This is a genomic window from Paenibacillus sp. Leaf72, from assembly GCF_001422685.1.
In the GTDB taxonomy this organism is placed as follows: Bacteria; Bacillota; Bacilli; order Paenibacillales; family Paenibacillaceae; genus Pristimantibacillus.
This window is the reverse complement of record NZ_LMLV01000032.1, coordinates 366,510-384,967: the sequence shown is the minus strand read 5'-3', so window position 1 is coordinate 384,967 and position 18,458 is coordinate 366,510. Positions and strand designations below refer to the sequence as shown.

Here is an 18,458-nt window from a genome sequence, read left to right as displayed (position 1 = left end):
AATGATTATCATTATCAATTATAATTCAAGGCTGCTTTTTTTTCAACACCTCGCCATAATAATTCATCACTTCTGAAAATATTTGTTTCCTTACATAGGAAAGGAACGTGCTGGAAACGCTAATGGCACGGACTTGTTCTATCTTCTGGAAGCGAGGTACTGTCATGCGCGGATTCAAACGCAGCAATTGGAATCACAAAACAGCGAGGGCCGATTGGCAGCAGTCGGACAAGCGCCAGCCCGACGAGCAGCAGCCGCTTTCACAGCGATTGGATGAAAATATAACAGAGCTGCGGCGTGTGTATGCAGACTGCGCTGACCTCTCCTTCCATTCCTTGCGGATCGGGGAGCTTGCTGAAGCCATGCTCGTATTTCATATCAGTATGTGCGATGATGAGCAGCTGAATATGTTCATTTTGCGGCCGCTTGCGAGCGATGCCGGCCGCTTGACTGCTGCGACCCCTGCACAGCTGCTAAATCTTCTGCCCATCGCCGCTGCCAATACAGTACGCACGCTGGAGGACGCTATCGATATCATTAGCAATGGCATGCCGCTGCTCTTCATCGATGGCAGCGAGGAGGCGCTATCGTTCGGCTTGCAAAAAATCGAGCATCGCAGCATTGAGGAGCCTTCAGCGGAATCTACCGTTCGCGGCCCTCGCGAATCGTTTAATGAAGTGCTGTCCATTAATCTGTCAATGCTGCGCCGTAAAATGAAAAGCCCGAAAATGAAGCTGCTCACGATGACGATCGGCGAGTATACACGAACCGACATCGCTATTCTCTACTTGGAGGGAGCCGCAAATCCCGCCACCGTCGATGAAGCGTTGAAGCGGCTTGCCGCGATTGACACCGATGGCATTTTGGAAAGCGAATATATTGAGGAATGGATTGCCGACTCGCCTTATTCGCCGTTTCCACAAATGATTGCAACCGAAAGGCCGGACGTCGTCTGCGCAAATTTGCTGGAAGGGCGCTTCGCTATTCTAATTGATGGGACGCCGTTTGCCCTCATCGCTCCCGTGACCTTATTTTCCATGCTGCAGTCTGTCGAGGACTACTATCAGCATTTTATTATGAGCACCTTTGTACGCTGGCTGCGTTATGTTTTTTTTCTGCTGTCCCTGCTTCTTCCATCAGCTTATGTGGCGATTACAACCTACCATCAGGAAATGATTCCGACGGTGCTGCTGCTCAGCATCGCCAAGGCAAGGGAAGAAATCCCTTTTCCAGCGCTAGTTGAAGCGCTGATTATGGAAATCGCCTTCGAAGCGCTGCGCGAGGCTGGGGTCAGGCTCCCAAGACAGGTCGGATCAGCTGTCAGCATCGTGGGCGCGCTCATCATCGGACAAGCTGCCACGTCGGCAGGCATCGTCTCTGCGCCAATGGTTATTGTCGTGGCCACAACCGGTATTGCATCGTTTATGATTCCGCGTTATGCGGCTGGCATTTCCTCCCGTTTGCTGCGGTTTCCAATCATGCTGCTGGCAGGAACGCTGGGACTGATCGGCATGATGCTTGGACTGATTTTGATCGTCATCCATTTATCAAGTTTGCGTTCCTTCGGCGTTCCCTACTTGTCACCTGTAACGCCAGCTTCGATGGGGACTATTCGCGATGTCATCTGGCGTGCTCCTGCCTGGATGAACGAAGCCCGAAAAGAACGGCATTCCGGGCGCAGCAGCCCAAGCGGGAACAAAAAATAGCCGGCAGTGGCCAAAACCTGCCCTACATTATAACGGAGGAGGCTGAAGCTCCCATGCTTGAAACTGGAAAAATATCATCGTCACAGATGGCTATTTTGCTCTATCCGTCGATTCTCGCCACATCCATATTGTCTGTTCCCAGCATTACGATGACCCATGCCCATCAGGACATGTGGATCTCCCCGATTTGGGCAGGCTTGTTTGGCATGCTGACCGTATGGGTGGCGGTCAAGCTCAATCGGCTGAAACCAGACAGCACCCTGATTCGAACGAGCTTCAGCCTGCTTGGAGCTGTTCCGGGTTTTCTGGTAGGCTTGTTTTATATTTTTTATTTGCCCCATTTAACAGGCATCATTATTCGCCAATATGGCGAGTTTATTATTAGCAATGCGCTGCCGATGACACCGCAGTTCATTGTAACCGGATCGATGGTGCTCGTCTGTGCAATCAATGCCCGCCTCGGCATCGAGGTTATTGGGAGAAGCGCGCAGATTTTTACAGCCGTTTTTATTTTTCTCGCAGCCTTTATATTTGTTCTGCTGATCGGCCAGCTCCATCCTTCCGAGCTGCTGCCCATTGCCGAGAATGGAATTGGCCCTTCTATTAAAGGCGCGCTCGCGCCGGCTGCCTGGTTCAGCGAATATATTTTGATAGCGTTTCTGCTCCCCTACGTTAACGACCGTGAGAAAGCGATGCGAAAAAGTATGCTATCGGTACTGTTCGTCACCATCACGATGGTGGTCACCAATCTGGTGTGCTTATTCCTAATGGGCGATTTGACCTCCAGCTTTATTTATCCGGTGATGATTGCTGCCCGTTACATAACCATTGCCGATTTTATGCAGCATTTGGAAGCTCTCGTAATCGCTATTTGGATATCGGGTATTTTTGTGAAAATATCTGTCTTTCTGTACGTCTATTCGATTACTGTTGCCGACTGGCTTAAATTAAAGCACTATCGCTCCGTCGTTATGCCGCTTGCCTTTCTTTGCACCGTTTTTGCTTACTGGTCGGCCAGAAGCCAAGCGGATATCGCCAATTTGATCAGCGTATCTGGCAATACGTATACGATTGCCAGCCTGTTCATCCTGCCCTTGCTGCTGCTGCTGGTTAGTCTCATTAAAAACAAGCTGACCCGCAAAAAGAAGGCATCCTCATGATAAGCAGCAAGCTGCACAACCTGCGGCGCAAAATCGCACTCCTGCTTCTGGCGGCATGCAGCATGGCGCTTTTGCAAGGCTGCTGGGATCGTGTGGAAATTAATGACTTGGCAATGGTGCTTGCAACCGGCATTGACCGAACCAAGGATGGTAAAGTCCATCTTTCGATTCAAATTTTCATTCCACGCCAAAGCGGCAGCAGCGCGACCGGAGGGACCGGTGGCAGTGAAGGATCTCCGAGCGGCGTTACGATGGTGCAAACCGCAGAAGGGCTTAATATTGCAGACGCAATGACCCGGCTGCAGCGCAAAATTTCCCGCCACGTTTTCTGGGGACATTGCGAGGCCATTGTCATAGGAGAAAAGACAGCAAAGCTCGGCATTCGCGAGTACATGGACTTTTTGCTGCGCTTCTCCCAATTTCGTGAACATGCTTATGTTTATATTAGCGAGACTAAAGCAGAGGATATCCTCTCCCTGCTGCCTCCTCTTGAGCGAAGCTCGGCGGAAGCTTTGCGTGAAATGGGCAATATGAAGCTGGGTACCAAAATGACGGTGCTTGATTTAGCCCAAGCGCTGGAAGGTCTAAGCAAATCAGCCGTACTATCCAGGCTGAAAATTGCTCCACCCGCGCCTGGACAAAATAAGAAAGCTACGATGCCCTTTGTATTTGGACTGGCCTTAATTAAGGATGACCGGGAAATTCGCGTCGTAACCGAGCCGATGAGCCTAGGCATACTTATGATGCTGAATCAACTGGACAATATCGTTTTGACGGTTAACCCGGATAAAACCAACAAGCAAGCAGCTGTCACCATCAAACCGCAATTCATTCGTACGGAGTTTGTTCCCGGCTTTGCTGACGGAAACTGGACGATGAAGGTCAACATTAAAACAAAGGGCGACGTCATCTTGAATACAACTGATCTGTCGCTGCTGCCACCGCCGAATGTAGAAAAAATTCAGGCTTTGTTTGAAGAACAGTTTAAGCAGCGAGCGGAAGCCGCACTGCAATTAACCCAGCAAAAGCTGAAAACCGATTTTTTCGGCTATGCGAATGCGTACCGCAATCATTTCCCACACAAATGGAAAGCAAAAAGGGCCCAGTGGGAAAGCGACCTGCCAAAAATAAAAACGACAATCCATGTAGAGGCTCGCATTTTGCGCACAGGAAAATCCGGTGATCCGCAAGGGATACCGGGCCAATCCAATGAATAAATGCAACAAAACATACAGGAGGACTCTCGATGAAGGTGCTGTTTATTACAGGTATTCTGCTCGTCTCCGTCATTATTATATATGGAGAAACTCGCGGGCAGGACAACGGGCGCCGGGAAATGACTACGGCAATCGCCATAACAGCATTAACGGCAGCTTTGGCTATTTTGCTCGTTTTTTTCCCCGACATGCCTGGCCCCACCGAGCTTATTACCTTCCTGTTCAGCAGCATGGGCATGAAATAACCCCTCCTGCTTGCTGCTCAAGTTGCAATTCGTTAATTAACGCTGCGAATGTCGCCAATTACGTTTGTGCTGATTTTTAAATAATCAAATGTTGCGGTACTGCCTTCTCCAATCGGCGATTGGGCGACGACGCCAACTTTAATCGTTGCGGGAATGTCCATTCCAAAATAACGGACCATTTTCCATTTGACGCCATCCACTGAATAATGGAACGCAAAGCTATTGCCAGCCCGGGCAATACGCAAAAAAGGCCGAACGATCTGGGCATCGCTGGAAACACAATCATCGGATGCGCCGCGTGTCACAACGCTGAGAATGGACGGCATATCGTCAAAAAACTCCGAGCAAAGCTTGGCCCAGTGATCTTCGTCTGCCATAATCATCAAGCAGCCGGAATCGTACGTCTGCTTCATATCAACCGCAACGCGAGTGACGGCATAGAAATCGCCTTCAACTAATGTGTAAAGAAAAGGAGCGGAGTTTTTCGTGTTGCCTCCTGCCGGATCGATGAAAAAATCGCCCATCGGCGGCGCTTGCACGACCAACTGCTGGTGCTCATTCACTTCCCAGCTCTTCGGCTCATTAATCCAGGACAGCTCCTTGCTTAAGCTTTGCCTGCTGCATCCTTCAAATACGTTCATCATGTTCGCCCCTTCTTTATGCGCCGAAGCGCTTCTCATAACACATGCTCAGCTCATAATCGACATATTCGCCAAATTTCCCGATAAATATGTAGCCATGCTTTTCATAAAACTTCAACGACTCGGGCTGCTCGGGCCCCGTCTCCAGCCGGATGCCGGCAAAGCCGCGCAGCTGCGCCTCATTCTCCAAAAAGGAAAGCATAGCGGCAGCAATGCCGAGCTTCCGGCTTTCTTTATGCACGAAAAAGCGTTTCAGCTCCGTATATTGGGCATCCAGCGGCCGGATGGCACCGCACCCGACCGGTTCGTCCCCGGAAAAAGCGACAATAAATACAGTGTCTTGGATGCCTGGATCGGTAAAATCCAGCCCGTGCACCTCTTCCGACGGATATCGCTCCAGCAGCTCCTCGTCTAGCAATTGAATCAGTTGGTGCAAGGTTTCATCCAGTGGCTCTACTATACGAATGCTGATGTCTTTCATTTGTTATGCCTCCATAGCTGCTTCTAGCAAGTTAGTAAATGAATGGAATATTTGCCATATGGCTATCGTACCTGTTTGCTCTCTACTTCGCAATCCATTATTGCGTCAGCTGCTTTACCATTCGAATGTAGCGGTGCCCTGCCAGCTCCAGCTCTCCATCCTCGGCATAGCCCATCCGAAAATAAAGCGCCGTCGCCTTCTCGTTATCATCCAGCGCAATGAGCGATAGGCGCGGCCAGCCCGCATCCTTCGCCTTATTCTCCAGCGCGCCGATCAAAGCCCGCGCTATCCCCTTCCCCTGATAGGCGGGATTTACCGCCACGGAATCCAAATAATATTCGCCGGGCCTTGCCTCCGTCATAATTTGATAGCCGGCATGAGCTGGCTCCTGACGGATGCGCGAAAGCAGCGGAGCATCAAGCTTCGCAGCTGCATCACCGCCGTAACCGAGCGCCATGCCCGCGATGGCATCCCCCTCCCAGGCGACAAGCACATGCTCGTAGCTGATTCTGTTTCCTTTTTCCACATAAAAATCCGCTAATCTATTCATCGCCTCCTGCTCGTCTTTAGCGCCCGTCAGCGTACAGGCGATATCGCCAATTGCTGCATGCAGAAGCGGCATAATTTGCTGTACATCTTCTTTTCTCGCTGGCACAATCATCTAGCTCAACTCCTATCGTTATTCTTTAATTAGTTTATCCTAATCCATTAAGCCATGCTATAATCAAGCACAGGTGATTATACATATGGAACAAACACGTACAAAATATTATCCCAGACCTTACGGCGTAACAACAAACATAATGCCACGGGCCAATCAGGCGGCAGCTGATACGAGCAAGCAGCTTGTCGGACGCGGCGAAAGCGATGCCGTTTTTTTTCGCTCGCTGGAGCAGCACGGCATTCAGCTCAATGAGGCGCAAATTGCCGCTGTCCGCCATACCGAGGGACCGCTGCTCACGCTCGCTGGAGCCGGCTCCGGCAAAACCTCCGTTCTCGTCTGCCGAACGGCTTATTTGCTGTCTGTCCGCAGCGTAATGGCATCCCAACTGCTGCTCATGACATTTTCCAAAAAAGCGGCAGAGGAAATGAAGTCCCGCATTGCCACGCTGCCCGGCATATCTGTTGGTGCTGCAGCTGCGGTAGAAGCCAGAACGTTCCATTCGTTCTGCTTGCAGCTGCTGCGCAGGCGGGGCATGAGGCAGGCGATATTAGGCGATAGCGGCCGGAAGCAAATTTTTTTCAAACGGCTGCTGCGCGAACGGAATTTGCATGAGACGTATCAGCCGGAGACGCTCATTACGTTATTTTCAGCCTACAAGCTGGAAATGCTGGAGCTTCATGAGCTGCCGGCCAAAACAGAAGAGGACAAGCAGCTGAAAATTCTTTTTGAATGCTACGAGCAGTGGAAGTCGGAGCAGCAGCTGATCGACTATGATGATATGCTGCTTGCCGCTTATCGGCTGCTCACGACCGATCAGAATCTGCTCGAAATGCTCCAGCGCCGCTTCCGCTACGTCATGATCGATGAGTTTCAGGATACGAATAAGGTGCAGTATGAGCTGATTAAGCTGCTTGTCTCGCAGCATGGCAACTTGATGGTCGTTGGCGATGATGACCAGACGATCTATTCATTTAACGGGGCGCGCAACGATTATATATTAAATTTCGAGCAGCAATTTCCGACCAGCAAAAATGTCGTGCTCGATATTAACTACCGCTCCGGAGCTGCCATTGTCGGGCTGGGCAATGCGATTATTAGCAGCAACAAGCAGCGCCGTCCCAAATCGCTCAAAGTAGCCAAGACGCAAAGCCTCTCCCCAACATTTGCAAGGCCGGGCAATACCGACGATGAAGCGCAGCTGATTGTTAATAAAATTACGGAAGCGCAGAGCCAAGGAAAACGCAGCTATGAGGATTTCGCGATTCTGTTTCGTACGGCGAGCAGCAGCCGCGCCATCTTCGACCAACTGGTCATACGCCAAATTCCGTTTATTGATTACGGCGGGGGCGAGTCCTTTTATGAGCAGTGGGTTGTGAAGCCAATCATTGCCCATTTGCGGCTGGCGATCGATCGGCGCCATTTTGACGCGATGCAAAACATTCTGGCAACGCTTTATGTCAAGCCGGAGCAGGCGATGGCTTTCATCTGGAACGAAGAGAAGCAGCAAGCCAAAAAATGGCCGCTGATCCATCTCGTCCGCTTCCCTGGCATTAAGGAGTTTCACCAGGAAAAAATCAAAGAGCGGCTGCGGCTCATTCGCTCCTTGCCTAAGCTAAAGCCCGAGCAGGCGATTCGCCTGCTGCGCGACGGCTTTTATGACAATTACATTCAAGCCGATAAAAGCCAGACGCTTACCGAGCATAAGGACGCTTTGAAGGAAACGCTCGACGAGCTCGAAACCGCCGCCAAACGTTTTGCGACGATCACCGAGTTTTTGGCATTCGTGGACGAAATCGCACTGAAGCTGCAGGAGATGAGGCAGCTCAAGCTGGCGAGCCGCGGCGCTGACGCCGTTCATTTTATGACGATCCACAAATCAAAGGGGCTGGAATTTCCCGTCGTGTTCGTCAGCGGAGCATCCGATGGCATTTTGCCGCACAGCTCCGCGCTGTCCGCGAGCAAAAATAGCGACCGGAGCGCCATCCAGACCGGGGATGACGTCGCCGAGGCTGCGCTGGAGGAAGAGCGGCGGCTCGCTTATGTCGCCGTCACGCGGGCCAAGGAAGAGCTGTACATCAGCTCGCCCGGCTATTATCGCGGCAAACCGGCGCCCGTATCTTCTTTTTTGCTCAATGCTTTTAAATAAATACCTTAGATAAATATTTCAAATAAATATATGCCTATAAATGGGGTGTCTACCGGATGAACGATCAGCTTAGAACCTTTTTACAATTAGGTGATGCCGTTATTATTACGGATGATCAGCATCAGATATTAGAAATCAATACGAGCTATGAAGCGATAACCGGCTACAACCGCAGAGAAATATTAGGTAAAAAGGCCGGTATTGTTCGCACCAGCCTTACCCCCGTGCATATTCATGAAAGCATGAAGGACGCGTTAAAGGTAAAGCGGCCATGGTCTGGCGTATTCATTAACCGCCGCAAGGATGGACAGCTCTGGCATTCCTCCATTACCATTACACCTTTATATATGGAGGAGAGCTGGTATTATATCGGTATTTTCCGTGAATTGGAGCAGCTCCCTAGCGGCTTCTATATGCCTCAGGAACGGATTGGGCATATTCAAAGCTCGCTGCTCAAGGTGCTTGCCATTTCCTGCGAAATTCGCGATCCTGGCATTGAATCGCATCTTGTGCGGGTAAGAGATCTTACGGAGGAGCTTGTGCGTTATCATAATGAGCGGATGCAGCTAGGCTGGAACGAAGAACGGCTCAGCCGCATCGCCTCGGCGAGCATTTTGCATGATATCGGAAAATCGGGCATTCCCGAGGGGATTTTATATAAGCCCGGTCCGCTCGCTGACTATGAACGCACCATTATTGAGATGCATACGTTTATTGGTGTCGACATTATTGAGAAGATTTTCAACGAGTTTAATGACGAGCTGTTTACTAGCGAGCTGACGGCGAGCAAGCATATTATTTTGTACCATCATGAACGGTGGGATGGCCAGGGCTATCCGCATAAGCTTGCGGGAGAAGCTATTCCCATTGAAGCGCGCATCGTAAGCATCGTTGATGTGTTCGACGCCCTTACCAGCAAACGCCCCTACAAGGAAAAATGGTCGGTGGAGCAAGCGCTCGCTTACATTAAAGAGATGCACGGCACCCAGTTTGACCCGGACTTAGTCGATTCATTTATTCAGCTGTTTGGGCAAGGTGAAACGGCTGTCGACGTCCTTTAACGGCGTGGCGCGTTTCATTCCGAGAAATATAGAGAATGGATGAAATCATCATATCCTTTCCTATATTTCAGCAAAAAGAGGGATTGGCGTAAGTGCCAATCCCTCTTCTTCATGTGCAGTACGTTATAAACGGTGTGCAGCGGACAATGCTAGAAACCTTTAACCGTGCAGCATGCTTCGCTTATTCCGCAGGAGGCGTGAACGTGCGCTGCGCAAATTCAGCATCCAGCATATAAAACGCGTTGCTGTCTTTATCAATGCGCTTCAGCTTCGAAATGATGCCGTCGAACAAGGACTCCTCTTCTACCTGCTCATCGATGAACCATTTCAGGAAGTAGATCGTCGCATGCTCGCGCTCGCTGAGCGCAAGGTCAGCAAGGTTGTAAAACTTGCGTGTGTTTTGTTGTTCATGCGCATAAGCACGCTCGAATGCATCGAGCATCGACGCATATTCGTTCTTAGGCTCGTGCAGAGCAGACAAAGTAGCACGACGGTTGCGGTCGTTCAGGAATTTATATATTTTCATGCCATGGAAACGCTCTTCCTCAGCCTGGATAATAAAGAAATTCGCAAACCCGTCCAGACTTTCGCCAGAACAGTAGGCTGCCATTGCAAGATACACATGCGCCGAATAAAATTCAAAGTTCATTTGTTCGTTTAAAGCTTCAGCTAATTGATCATTCATCACTTATGCACCTCTTCTTTTTCGGAGTTGCCTCTATCTTAACACAAAAAAGGAGGGCGGCAAAAGCCGCCCTCCCTATATTTATCCAATTAATTTTTTCAATTCCTTATAAAGCTTCTCGGCTGACGGAGCGCTGACCACCTTAGACTTCACCACGGCAAAACATTCATGCCTGCATGTTTTGCAATTTCCGAGACAATCGGACTTCTTCATCTTGATGTCGGGAAACTTATCCTTCATCGCCTTGTAAACTGGCTTCGTCCCGTTTTTGAAATTTTTGGTGCAATATTTGATCTTCAATAGGTGTGTCACCCCGCTGCCGCAATGGCCGTATGATTACGGTTGGCACTTTTGTGTACACACGCAATCGTCTGCTCAATCCAAAAGGCTCCCTATCAAATGATAGTAATAATCATTACCGTTGTCAATAGCCGCGGGGCGGCGGCCAAGCTTATTTTTTCAATAATTGTACGCCTCGCTGCAGCTGGGTATCTTCCTTCTCCAGCTTTTCCTTGAGCAGCTCGACGATTTGATACGCCGTCTTGTCATTGAGCGAGCCGGTAACGTCCAGCTTCTCTGCCTTCTGAAAAGCGCGCATCGCCGCCTCCGTCTCATCATCGAACAGGCCGTCTTTGCCGACGGGCGCATAGCCGAGCTCCTTCAGCATCGATTGCAGCGTCTTGACGTCTTCGCCGTAGCTGCCGTTTTTCAGCTCGCTGCCGACCGGAAGCGGACGCAAGCTTGCAAATGCAGGCAGGCTGACAACCTCATTTGGCATGACGCCAACTTTGTGAATCCACGTGCCAGCAGGCGTTTTCCACTGCGCCTCGGTCAAGCTGAGCACTGAGCCGTCTCTAAATTGCTCAAATGCTTGTACGACGCCTTTGCCATACGTTTTCTCGCCAACGACCGTTGCTCCCGCCGACTCCTTAAGCGCGGCGGTCAACACCTCGCTGGCGCTTGCCGACTGGCCGTTCACCAGCACAACGATAGGGATCGTCCACTCTTCTTTTTGCGTCGATTTATAAACAATCGGGTTGCTTTCTTCCTTATATACGACCTCTAGAATCACTTTCCCCTTCGGAATGAGCTTGCTGCCAATCGCAATCGTCGGCTGCAGCAGGCCGCCCGGGTTGGAACGAAGATCCAGCAGCAGCTTCGTCATGCCCTGTGCCTTCAGCTTCTTTACCGCTTCATCAAACTCCGTAGCCGTCTTCTGGGCGAAGCGGCTAATCGTAATATGGCCGATACCAGCCTCCAGCATCTCCGAGGTTACGGTGTAAACCGGAATCGCTTCACGCTTAAGCGTAATCTCGATAGGCTCCGTCTGGCCCGGGCGCTGCAGCGTCAGCGTCACCTCGGTACCCGTCTTGCCGCGCATAAGCCCGATAAGATCCTGAAATTTAGAATCCTTCGATTCCTTGCCGTCAACCGCCATAATGATATCACCAGACTTGACGCCTCCGCGCTCTGCTGGCGCACCCGGCGTCAGCCCAGAAATAACGAATTGGCCATCCTGCTCGCGCACCTCGGCCCCTATTCCGGAAAATTCGCCTTCATACCCTTGCGTATAGGCATCGCCCTGCTCCTCGATCAAATAGCGGGAGTACGGATCTTCCAGCGATGCTACCATTCCCTCAGAGGCGCCATTGATCAAATCCTCGCCATCCGCTCCATTTAAATATTTATCCATAATGGTATTGTAGGATACCGCAAAGTTCTGAAATGCCGGCTCCTTCAGCATCGGATACCGATGCCCCATCCAGAGCCATCCCACTGCGAACCCGGCAACCATAAATAAAATAGCCCCAACTAGGCCAATTAACAGCACTCTGCGCCGTGCAGCAGCATGTGTAAAATACCTCAACTCGTCATCTCCCCAGGTTCAACTCTCATCCGCTTTCTTTACTGTATCTTATTGAAGGGGGATGGAGCAAATTTTCAAAAAAGAACCCGCCGCTTCTCACGTGCCGAGGTGAGACAGGCCTCAATAACCGCTGTTCCTGCTATCGCATCCTCAGGACCAAACAGCGGCTGTGCCTCGCCCGCGGCAATCTGTGCGATTCTGTTGATTTGCATCACATAAGTGTTCAGGTTGAAAGGCCCTTCCTTACGCTGGCCATCCTCCGTATGTACGATAAAATAATCCTCTTCCCCCGGCCCAAAAGCGTTCGGCAGCTCAATCCGCCCCTTCGTTCCGAGAATTTCCAAGCGGTTGCGGTAAGCCGCCCACATGCCGCAGTCGAATACGAGGCTTACATCGTTTCCGAACTCCAAAACGCCAGAAGCCATCATATCTACCCCGCCATGCTCCTTGGAAAATAAACCATGGACGCTGGCTGCTACCGGCTCACCGTCCAAAATAAGCCGCGCTGCACTTATGAGGTAGCAGCCGATGTCATACAAGGAGCCGCCGCCCCATTCCGCGTTGTAGCGAACATTGCCTGTGTCTGCTGCATTATTGAAGGTGAACGAGCCTGTCATGACGCGAAGCTCGCCAATTTCGCCAGACGCGATAATCGCCTTAATCTGCTCATAGCGCGGATGATGGCGATACATGAAAGCTTCCGCCATAACGATGCCTGCCGTCTGGGCTGCCTCCGCCATTTCCCGGGCATCCGCTGCCGTGACCGCAAATGGCTTCTCGCAAAGCACATGCTTGCCAGCTCTAGCCGCTTTAATGGCCCATTCCTTATGTAAATGATTCGGCAGCGGAATGTAGACCGCATCGATATCTGGATCAGCGAGCAGCTCCTCGTAGGAGCCGTACGCTTTTTCAATGCCTAACCGCTCTGCTGCTTCAACAGCCCGTTCCAAGCTGCGGCTTGCAATCGCCACTGCCTCGCCTCGCTCCGCCTGCTGAATGGCTGGAATCATCGTATGTATAGCAATGCTCGCACCGCTTAAAATCCCCCATCTTAGCTTCATCCTTGCCCATCCTCTCCCTGTCCATTCTTTAACAGCCCTTTCTATTATACAAGAAAAGCGGTAGATCGCTTGTACGAATGGCGATTTTTCGCTACAATCAACCTAGCTTATGTACACGATAAAGAGGCTTGGAGAGGGGAACATATTGCCATTATGTATAAATTAATTGCAATTGATGTAGATGATACGCTGTTGAACGATGAACTCATTGTGACTGAAGGAACGAAACGCGCCATGGAGGAAGCTATCGCGAAAGGCGTAACGGTGACGCTGGCTACCGGAAGAATGTACGCTTCCGCCAGACAAATTGCTGAGCAAATCCAGCTCAATGTGCCTATCATTACGTATCAGGGGTCGCTTGTAAAAACGCTGCTGGACGGCAAGGTGCTGTATGAGCGCAGCGTGCCTACCGATGCAGCCAAGGAGCTGTATGCTTTTACTGAAAAACATGGCCTGCATTTGCAGCTTTATGTCGATGACCAGCTGTTTGTGAAGGAAGCAAATGAGAAGGCGCTAATGTATTCGCGCCTATCCAAAATCCCTTATACGGTAGCACCAGATTTCGAGGAGCTGCTGGAGCAGCCGAATACGAAAATGCTGATTATCGATGAGCCGGACTATCTCGATGAAATTGCTGAGCAGCTCAAGGCGCTTATCGGCGACCGCGTGCATATTACGAAATCCAAAGCTCATTATTTAGAGTTTATGCATAAAGAAGGAACAAAAGGACATGCGCTGCGCTTTATGGCTGAGCATCTTGGCTGCACGATGGATCAAACGATTGCAATCGGCGATGCGTGGAATGATCACGAGATGATCGAAGCGGCTGGACTTGGCGTAGCGATGGCTAATGCGATTCCGGCGCTGAAAGAGGTTGCGAATTATGTGACGCTTAGTAATAATGATGAGGGTGTTCGTCACGTATTTGAAAAATTCGTTTTAAACTCGTAAGGGATAGATATAGGTGAAATGGGATTCTTCGCTGCGTGAAAAGGTGGGGGTTACGATCGCCATTGCAGTTGAATTTCTTCGAATTAGCCGTGAACGGCTGAAATTCCACAGCAAAAGCGAGCACTCCGTTTCTCCACCCCCACCTTTTCACTCCGCTTCGACCCGCTCACCTATACAACCTTAAAGCGTTTACCGATTTTTTGGGGCAATAAAACAAACCGTGAATCTGGCTCATTCAATAGCCAAATCCACGGTTTGTTTGTTGTTACAAGATTTATTACAATGTCTAATTCCATTGTTAAGTGCAACTGAGCTTTTGATTGGAATTAAATACCCGCGAGCACTTGGTACCAGATGCCCTTTTTGGAATAGAGCGTCTTCTTTACCTCAGGCCAGCCGCCGAGGTAGCTGATGTCGAACAACTGCTCAGGAACTACGTATTTACTCGCTGACTCCTTGGCTACCGTCTCATTTACGGGACGGAAGCCGTAATCGACAAGAACACGCTGGGCTTCATCGCTGTGCAAATAATGGATGAACGCTTCGGCCACCTCGCGGGTGCCGTGCTTGTCTACATTTGTGTCTACAACCGTTGCCGGGTTTTCAATCAAGATTGTGCTTTTCGGCACGACGATATGATAGTCCTTGCCCTGCTTAATGCGGGCCAGCAGCTCGTTCTCATACGTCACGATAACGTCGCCTACGCCGTATTCGAACGCCGCCATAGAAGCACGGCCGCTTTTATCGAGCGATTCCACGTTGGCATGGACAGCCTTGAGGAAGTTTTTGGCATAGGCCGGGTCCTTGGTGCCTGTCTCTACCTCTGACTGCTTTAATCCCGCTCCATAAATCGCATTAATGTCCCATTGAGCGCCGCCAGATGTTTTCGGGTTCGGATAGACGACCTTCACTCCGCTGCGAGTGAGATCGGACCAATCCTGAATGTTCAGCGGATTGCCCTCACGTGTGCCAAGCACCACAATCGACTTGGTCACAAATTCGCCGTCCGCTTGCTCCTTCCAATTCGGGTTGATAAGTCCTGCATCGGCGATTTTGTTAACGTCGCCTTCCATCGCCAGCACGGCAACGTCAGCATTAAATCCGCCTATAATGGCCCGCGCTTGCGTTCCAGAGGCTTCATAGGATTCCTGAAATACAACCTTTTGTCCCGTTTGCTGCAGCCAGTAAGCCTGGAACTGCGGCAAAATTTCGGCGAAAGCATCCTTCACTATGGAGTATGCACCAATGACAAGCGTGACATCGCCGTTTGGAACGGAAGATTCCACCGCCGGATCACTGTCCTGCGCGTCGCCACAGCCCGCAGCTACAAGCAGCAGGGAGATGGCAAGCAGCAGGGCGAGCAAACGGCGGCTTGTTGTCTGAATAGCATTCATAATGGCATACAACTCTTTCTGCTCGATGTTTTCTAACCCAAGCTATTAGATATGAATTGGCATTGGATCTTCCTTCAGGCTGTTTTCCTGAATCCAGCTTTCTTGATCATTGAACAAATAAGCCCGATGCACCAGCACTTGTACGCGGTCGCCCGGCTGCAGCACATCCTTCTCCAGCGAACGGTAGGTGACGAGCTTAACCGAGCCTACCTCTAGCTCGACCAGCCACTCGCTGCCGCGGAAATGAATATGCTTGACGCTTGCTTCCAGCGCGGCAGATGCAAGGCGAATTTCTCCCGGCTTGCCGATTTCGATATATTCGGGACGGATAAGAGCCTTCGTACCAGGTTTGCCAGCGGCAGAGTCAAAGCCCTTCAGTGCGCCAACATCCTCGACAATTGTCGATTCCCCGATAAAGCTCGCTACAAACGGCGTCTGCGGGTCCTTGTAAATCGCCCAAGGCGAACCTTTCTGCTCCAGCCTGCCCTTGCTGATAATCATAATTTCATCGGCAACCTCAATCGCCTCATCCTGGTCATGCGTGACGAAAATCGACGTAATGCCGACGCGCTCAATCATTTCTTTGAGCCAAGTGCGCAGCTCTGTACGGATTTTCGCATCAATCGCCGCGAATGGCTCGTCGAGCAGCAGCAGCTGCGGCTCAGGCGCGAGCGCTCTAGCGAAAGCAACACGCTGGCGCTGACCTCCCGATAGCTGATGAGCATAACGGTGCTCAAAGCCCTTCAGCCCTGTAAGCTCAACAAGCGTCATAACACGCTCGCGGATTTGTTCTTTGGTTTGCTTTTTGACCTTCAGCCCGAAAGCGATATTATCATACACGGTCATATGCTTGAACAACGCATAATTCTGGAATACAAAACCGATTCCGCGCTCCTGTGGCGGCAAATCATTGACGCGCTTGCCATGGAACACGATATCGCCAGAGGAAGGCGACTCAAGCCCTGCCAGCATGCGGAGAATCGACGTTTTGCCGCCGCCGCTCGGCCCGAGCAGGCCAATGAGCTGGCCTTTCTTAATATCGAAGCTGACATCCTGCACCGCATGAAAATCCCCGAAGCTTTTGTTTAAATTACGGACTTCAATATGCATGGCTTAATGCACTTCCTTTCGTTTCTTGGCCCATTCCATTAATAGCAGCAATCCAACCGAGAACGCCGCAAGCACGAGCGCAACCCCGTTCGCAGCTACAACATTAAAATTTTCCACATCCTGATACACGAGCGTCGTTGCCGTCTGCGTCTTATTCATAATATTGCCGGATACGACGAGTACGGCGCCAAATTCGCCAAGCGAGCGGGCAACGGTAAGCACAACACCGTAAATGACTCCCCAACGAATCGACGGCCATGTCACCTGCCAAAATGTATACCACGAGTATGCGCCAAGCGTAGACGCCGCCTCTTCCTGCTGAGCTCCAATTTCTTGCAATACGGGCAGAACCTCGCGTACCATGAGCGGGAAAGTCACGAACAGCGTTGCAAGCACCATGCCTGGCAAGGCGTAGACGATTTTAAAGCCCGACGCTTCAAAAAAAGTTCCGATAACTGTACTTGGCCCAAGAATAAGGACAATCATTAAACCGCCGATAACAGGCGATACCGCAAAAGGGAGATCGACCAAGCTGTTCAGCAGCCGTTTGATGCGCGGCCCAATCCATTTTGCCCGTACCAGATAAAGCGCAAGCATAACGCCAAACAGCGTATTTAATGCGGTTACAATAACGACGATTAATGCGGTCATCTTAAGGGCATGAAGCGATTGCTGCCTTAGCAGCCCTTCAGTAAAGCCGCTCCAACCCTCTGCCCAGGACCCGCGCACAATTTCGACAAGCGGTATGATGAGTAGAAGTATAAATACGACATAAGTGAGCGTAATCCAAAGTTTTCTCATTGGCCCGGCCTCCTGGATTGAATCAGGTTAACCGTCCACAAAATGACGAAGGACAAGGTGAGCAAAATTACGGAAACCGCCGCCGCTCCTTGCGGATTATCGCTTTCGATTTCCCCAAAAATATAAACCGATGCAATGAGCGTTTTGCCAGGAATGTTGCCCGCTACAAGCACAACTGCCCCAAACTCGGCTATGCCGCGCGAGAACGCCAGCATCGCTCCGCTAATAATACCCGGAAGCATCGATGGTAAAATAATGCGAAAAAACGTCAGCGCCTTCGATGCTCCCATCGTATAAGCCGCTTCTTCCTCCGAGCGATCCAGCTCCTCCAGCAAAGGCTGTACGGCGCGGATGACGAATGGGAAGGTGACGAACACCATCGCGATAATAATCGCTGGTTCATGAAAGACGATATCGAAGCCCAGCTTCGTCGCCAGTCCTCCAACAAAGCTGCGAGGGCCCAGCAGCAGCAAAATCATCAGTCCAGCAACCGCCGTCGGCAAAGCAAAAGGCAAATCGACGAGCGAGTTGAGAAATCTTTTCCCGGGAAATTTGTAGCGAATAAGCACCCAGCCAATCATCGTTCCGAGAAAAATGTTGATTATCGTCGCAATAACGGCAAGCCTGACGGTGAGCAGCACCGCTTTCCACGCGAGAGGATCGCTTACGCTATCCCAGAATGGCTGCCAGCCAAGCGACAGCGATTGCGTGTAAATGCCGAATATCGGAATAATAATCAGGATAATAAAATAAAGCATAACCGTACTTCGGAAGCCGAAGCTCCACCATTTGTTTCGAAACATAGCATTCACGTTGACATTACCCTCCAGACCATCGACTCGTGTCGTAGGTGAAACCACAGACGAAAAGCGAAAAGTAAAAATTGCAAGGTGAAACGGTTATCGCCATCCTTTGGTGGCGCGGCGCGTTTCATTCCGAGAAATATAGAGAAAGGATAGCGTTACGACATCCTTTCCTATATTTCAAGGTGAAACGGCTATCGCCATCCTTTGGCGGCAAAGCTACCGTTTCACGATGAAATATAAGCTCATTATAATTGTGAAACTTATAAATGCTTATATTTCAAAAAAAGATAATCCCTATTAACAAACTTGGTATTATCAATTTAGCAGATCATATTAGTCCAAGTCAATGCTAAATTGGCCTTTTATTTGTGGAGTTCAATGGATTGCTGGAAATGGGGTCTGCGCTGCGTGAAAGGCTTGGCTTATGATCGCTGTTCCCTTTGATTTCTTCGATTCCGATGT

Annotated in this window: 18 protein-coding genes; 7 read left to right on the top strand and 11 right to left on the bottom strand. The window is 50.4% G+C overall.

Features of this window, described 5'->3' with window-relative positions; all coding sequences use genetic code 11:
- Window positions 1-164 precede the first annotated feature (164 nt).
- Genes ASF12_RS27120 through ASF12_RS27105 form a run of 4 tightly spaced genes read left to right on the top strand, consistent with a single transcriptional unit; the run spans window position 165 to window position 4,328 of the window.
- A complete protein-coding gene (locus tag ASF12_RS27120) occupies window positions 165-1,706 on the top strand; it encodes a spore germination protein (protein WP_081419074.1) in 1,542 nt (513 codons plus the stop codon).
- Between the two features lie 53 nt (window positions 1,707-1,759).
- On the top strand, window positions 1,760-2,866 hold the full coding sequence (locus ASF12_RS27115) for a GerAB/ArcD/ProY family transporter (RefSeq protein WP_056041393.1): 1,107 nt from the start codon (window positions 1,760-1,762) through the stop codon (window positions 2,864-2,866).
- Entirely contained in the window at window positions 2,863-4,083 is a 1,221-nt protein-coding gene (locus ASF12_RS27110) for a Ger(x)C family spore germination protein (protein ID WP_056041391.1), read from the top strand. Before ASF12_RS27115 ends, ASF12_RS27110 begins: the two co-directional genes overlap by 4 nt.
- Before the next feature lie 29 nt (window positions 4,084-4,112).
- Window positions 4,113-4,328, top strand: a complete 216-nt coding sequence (locus ASF12_RS27105) for a hypothetical protein (protein ID WP_056041389.1) — start codon at window positions 4,113-4,115, stop codon at window positions 4,326-4,328.
- 32 nt (window positions 4,329-4,360) lie between these two features.
- On the opposite strand, the gene ASF12_RS27100 is transcribed toward ASF12_RS27105, so the two are convergent.
- The 3 genes from ASF12_RS27100 to ASF12_RS27090 all read right to left on the bottom strand — a co-directional run bounded on the left by ASF12_RS27100 (window position 4,361) and on the right by ASF12_RS27090 (window position 6,111).
- Entirely contained in the window at window positions 4,361-4,972 is a 612-nt protein-coding gene (locus ASF12_RS27100) for a DUF1349 domain-containing protein (RefSeq protein ID WP_235533292.1), read from the bottom strand.
- Window positions 4,973-4,985: 13 nt separating this feature from the next.
- A complete protein-coding gene (locus ASF12_RS27095) occupies window positions 4,986-5,450 on the bottom strand; it encodes a GNAT family N-acetyltransferase (protein ID WP_056041387.1) in 465 nt (154 codons plus the stop codon).
- A 97-nt stretch (window positions 5,451-5,547) separates the two neighbouring features.
- The gene (locus tag ASF12_RS27090; RefSeq protein WP_056041385.1) at window positions 5,548-6,111 is read right to left on the bottom strand and encodes a GNAT family N-acetyltransferase; all 564 of its coding nucleotides are present in this window, start codon (window positions 6,109-6,111) and stop codon (window positions 5,548-5,550) included.
- Window positions 6,112-6,196: 85 nt separating this feature from the next.
- Here ASF12_RS27090 and ASF12_RS27085 point away from each other — a divergent pair, with 85 nt between their 5' ends.
- Entirely contained in the window at window positions 6,197-8,260 is a 2,064-nt protein-coding gene (locus ASF12_RS27085) for an ATP-dependent helicase (RefSeq protein WP_056041383.1), read from the top strand.
- Window positions 8,261-8,316: 56 nt separating this feature from the next.
- A complete protein-coding gene (locus tag ASF12_RS27080) occupies window positions 8,317-9,321 on the top strand; it encodes an HD-GYP domain-containing protein (RefSeq protein ID WP_056041381.1) in 1,005 nt (334 codons plus the stop codon).
- A gap of 181 nt (window positions 9,322-9,502) precedes the next feature.
- On the opposite strand, the gene ASF12_RS27075 is transcribed toward ASF12_RS27080, so the two are convergent.
- The 4 genes from ASF12_RS27075 to ASF12_RS27060 all read right to left on the bottom strand — a co-directional run bounded on the left by ASF12_RS27075 (window position 9,503) and on the right by ASF12_RS27060 (window position 12,934).
- Window positions 9,503-10,006 carry a ferritin gene (locus ASF12_RS27075; protein ID WP_056041379.1) on the bottom strand — a complete coding sequence of 168 codons (504 nt, stop codon included), beginning with the start codon at window positions 10,004-10,006 and terminating at the stop codon, window positions 9,503-9,505.
- Window positions 10,007-10,087: 81 nt separating this feature from the next.
- The gene (locus ASF12_RS27070) at window positions 10,088-10,318 is read right to left on the bottom strand and encodes a DUF1450 domain-containing protein (RefSeq protein WP_056041378.1); all 231 of its coding nucleotides are present in this window, start codon (window positions 10,316-10,318) and stop codon (window positions 10,088-10,090) included.
- Window positions 10,319-10,457: 139 nt separating this feature from the next.
- Window positions 10,458-11,873 carry a S41 family peptidase gene (locus ASF12_RS27065; protein WP_056041376.1) on the bottom strand — a complete coding sequence of 472 codons (1,416 nt, stop codon included), beginning with the start codon at window positions 11,871-11,873 and terminating at the stop codon, window positions 10,458-10,460.
- 74 nt (window positions 11,874-11,947) lie between these two features.
- Window positions 11,948-12,934 carry a Gfo/Idh/MocA family protein gene (locus ASF12_RS27060; RefSeq protein ID WP_056041375.1) on the bottom strand — a complete coding sequence of 329 codons (987 nt, stop codon included), beginning with the start codon at window positions 12,932-12,934 and terminating at the stop codon, window positions 11,948-11,950.
- A gap of 153 nt (window positions 12,935-13,087) precedes the next feature.
- On the opposite strand from ASF12_RS27060, the gene ASF12_RS27055 reads away from it, so the two are divergent.
- Window positions 13,088-13,885 carry a Cof-type HAD-IIB family hydrolase gene (locus ASF12_RS27055; protein WP_056041373.1) on the top strand — a complete coding sequence of 266 codons (798 nt, stop codon included), beginning with the start codon at window positions 13,088-13,090 and terminating at the stop codon, window positions 13,883-13,885.
- A 326-nt stretch (window positions 13,886-14,211) separates the two neighbouring features.
- Here the strand turns inward: ASF12_RS27055 and ASF12_RS27050 are convergent, their stop codons facing one another.
- The 4 genes from ASF12_RS27050 to cysT are packed head-to-tail and all read right to left on the bottom strand — an operon-like array spanning window position 14,212 to window position 18,002.
- Complete coding sequence (locus tag ASF12_RS27050) at window positions 14,212-15,279, bottom strand: sulfate ABC transporter substrate-binding protein (RefSeq protein ID WP_056041372.1); 1,068 nt, start codon at window positions 15,277-15,279, stop codon at window positions 14,212-14,214.
- Between the two features lie 45 nt (window positions 15,280-15,324).
- Window positions 15,325-16,389, bottom strand: a complete 1,065-nt coding sequence (locus tag ASF12_RS27045; RefSeq protein WP_056041370.1) for a sulfate/molybdate ABC transporter ATP-binding protein — start codon at window positions 16,387-16,389, stop codon at window positions 15,325-15,327.
- Between the two features lie 3 nt (window positions 16,390-16,392).
- The gene (locus ASF12_RS27040) at window positions 16,393-17,190 is read right to left on the bottom strand and encodes a sulfate ABC transporter permease subunit (protein WP_056041368.1); all 798 of its coding nucleotides are present in this window, start codon (window positions 17,188-17,190) and stop codon (window positions 16,393-16,395) included.
- Window positions 17,187-18,002 carry a sulfate ABC transporter permease subunit CysT gene (cysT, locus tag ASF12_RS27035; RefSeq protein ID WP_442952559.1) on the bottom strand — a complete coding sequence of 272 codons (816 nt, stop codon included), beginning with the start codon at window positions 18,000-18,002 and terminating at the stop codon, window positions 17,187-17,189. The genes ASF12_RS27040 and cysT overlap by 4 nt, the downstream gene beginning before the upstream one ends.
- Window positions 18,003-18,458 lie beyond the last annotated feature (456 nt).

Coding starts and splice junctions, on each gene's coding strand:
- ASF12_RS27045 (WP_056041370.1), bottom strand. CDS start 16,389: ATGCATATTGAAGTCCGTAATTTAAACAAAAGCTTCGGGGATTTTCAT.
- ASF12_RS27095 (WP_056041387.1), bottom strand. CDS start 5,450: ATGAAAGACATCAGCATTCGTATAGTAGAGCCACTGGATGAAACCTTG.
- ASF12_RS27115 (WP_056041393.1), top strand. CDS start 1,760: ATGCTTGAAACTGGAAAAATATCATCGTCACAGATGGCTATTTTGCTC.
- ASF12_RS27105 (WP_056041389.1), top strand. CDS start 4,113: ATGAAGGTGCTGTTTATTACAGGTATTCTGCTCGTCTCCGTCATTATT.
- ASF12_RS27040 (WP_056041368.1), bottom strand. CDS start 17,190: ATGAGAAAACTTTGGATTACGCTCACTTATGTCGTATTTATACTTCTA.
- ASF12_RS27100 (WP_235533292.1), bottom strand. CDS start 4,972: ATGATGAACGTATTTGAAGGATGCAGCAGGCAAAGCTTAAGCAAGGAG.
- ASF12_RS27055 (WP_056041373.1), top strand. CDS start 13,088: ATGTATAAATTAATTGCAATTGATGTAGATGATACGCTGTTGAACGAT.
- ASF12_RS27060 (WP_056041375.1), bottom strand. CDS start 12,934: ATGAAGCTAAGATGGGGGATTTTAAGCGGTGCGAGCATTGCTATACAT.
- ASF12_RS27090 (WP_056041385.1), bottom strand. CDS start 6,111: ATGATTGTGCCAGCGAGAAAAGAAGATGTACAGCAAATTATGCCGCTT.
- ASF12_RS27110 (WP_056041391.1), top strand. CDS start 2,863: ATGATAAGCAGCAAGCTGCACAACCTGCGGCGCAAAATCGCACTCCTG.
- ASF12_RS27080 (WP_056041381.1), top strand. CDS start 8,317: ATGAACGATCAGCTTAGAACCTTTTTACAATTAGGTGATGCCGTTATT.
- ASF12_RS27085 (WP_056041383.1), top strand. CDS start 6,197: ATGGAACAAACACGTACAAAATATTATCCCAGACCTTACGGCGTAACA.
- ASF12_RS27075 (WP_056041379.1), bottom strand. CDS start 10,006: ATGAATGATCAATTAGCTGAAGCTTTAAACGAACAAATGAACTTTGAA.
- ASF12_RS27050 (WP_056041372.1), bottom strand. CDS start 15,279: ATGAATGCTATTCAGACAACAAGCCGCCGTTTGCTCGCCCTGCTGCTT.
- ASF12_RS27120 (WP_081419074.1), top strand. CDS start 165: ATGCGCGGATTCAAACGCAGCAATTGGAATCACAAAACAGCGAGGGCC.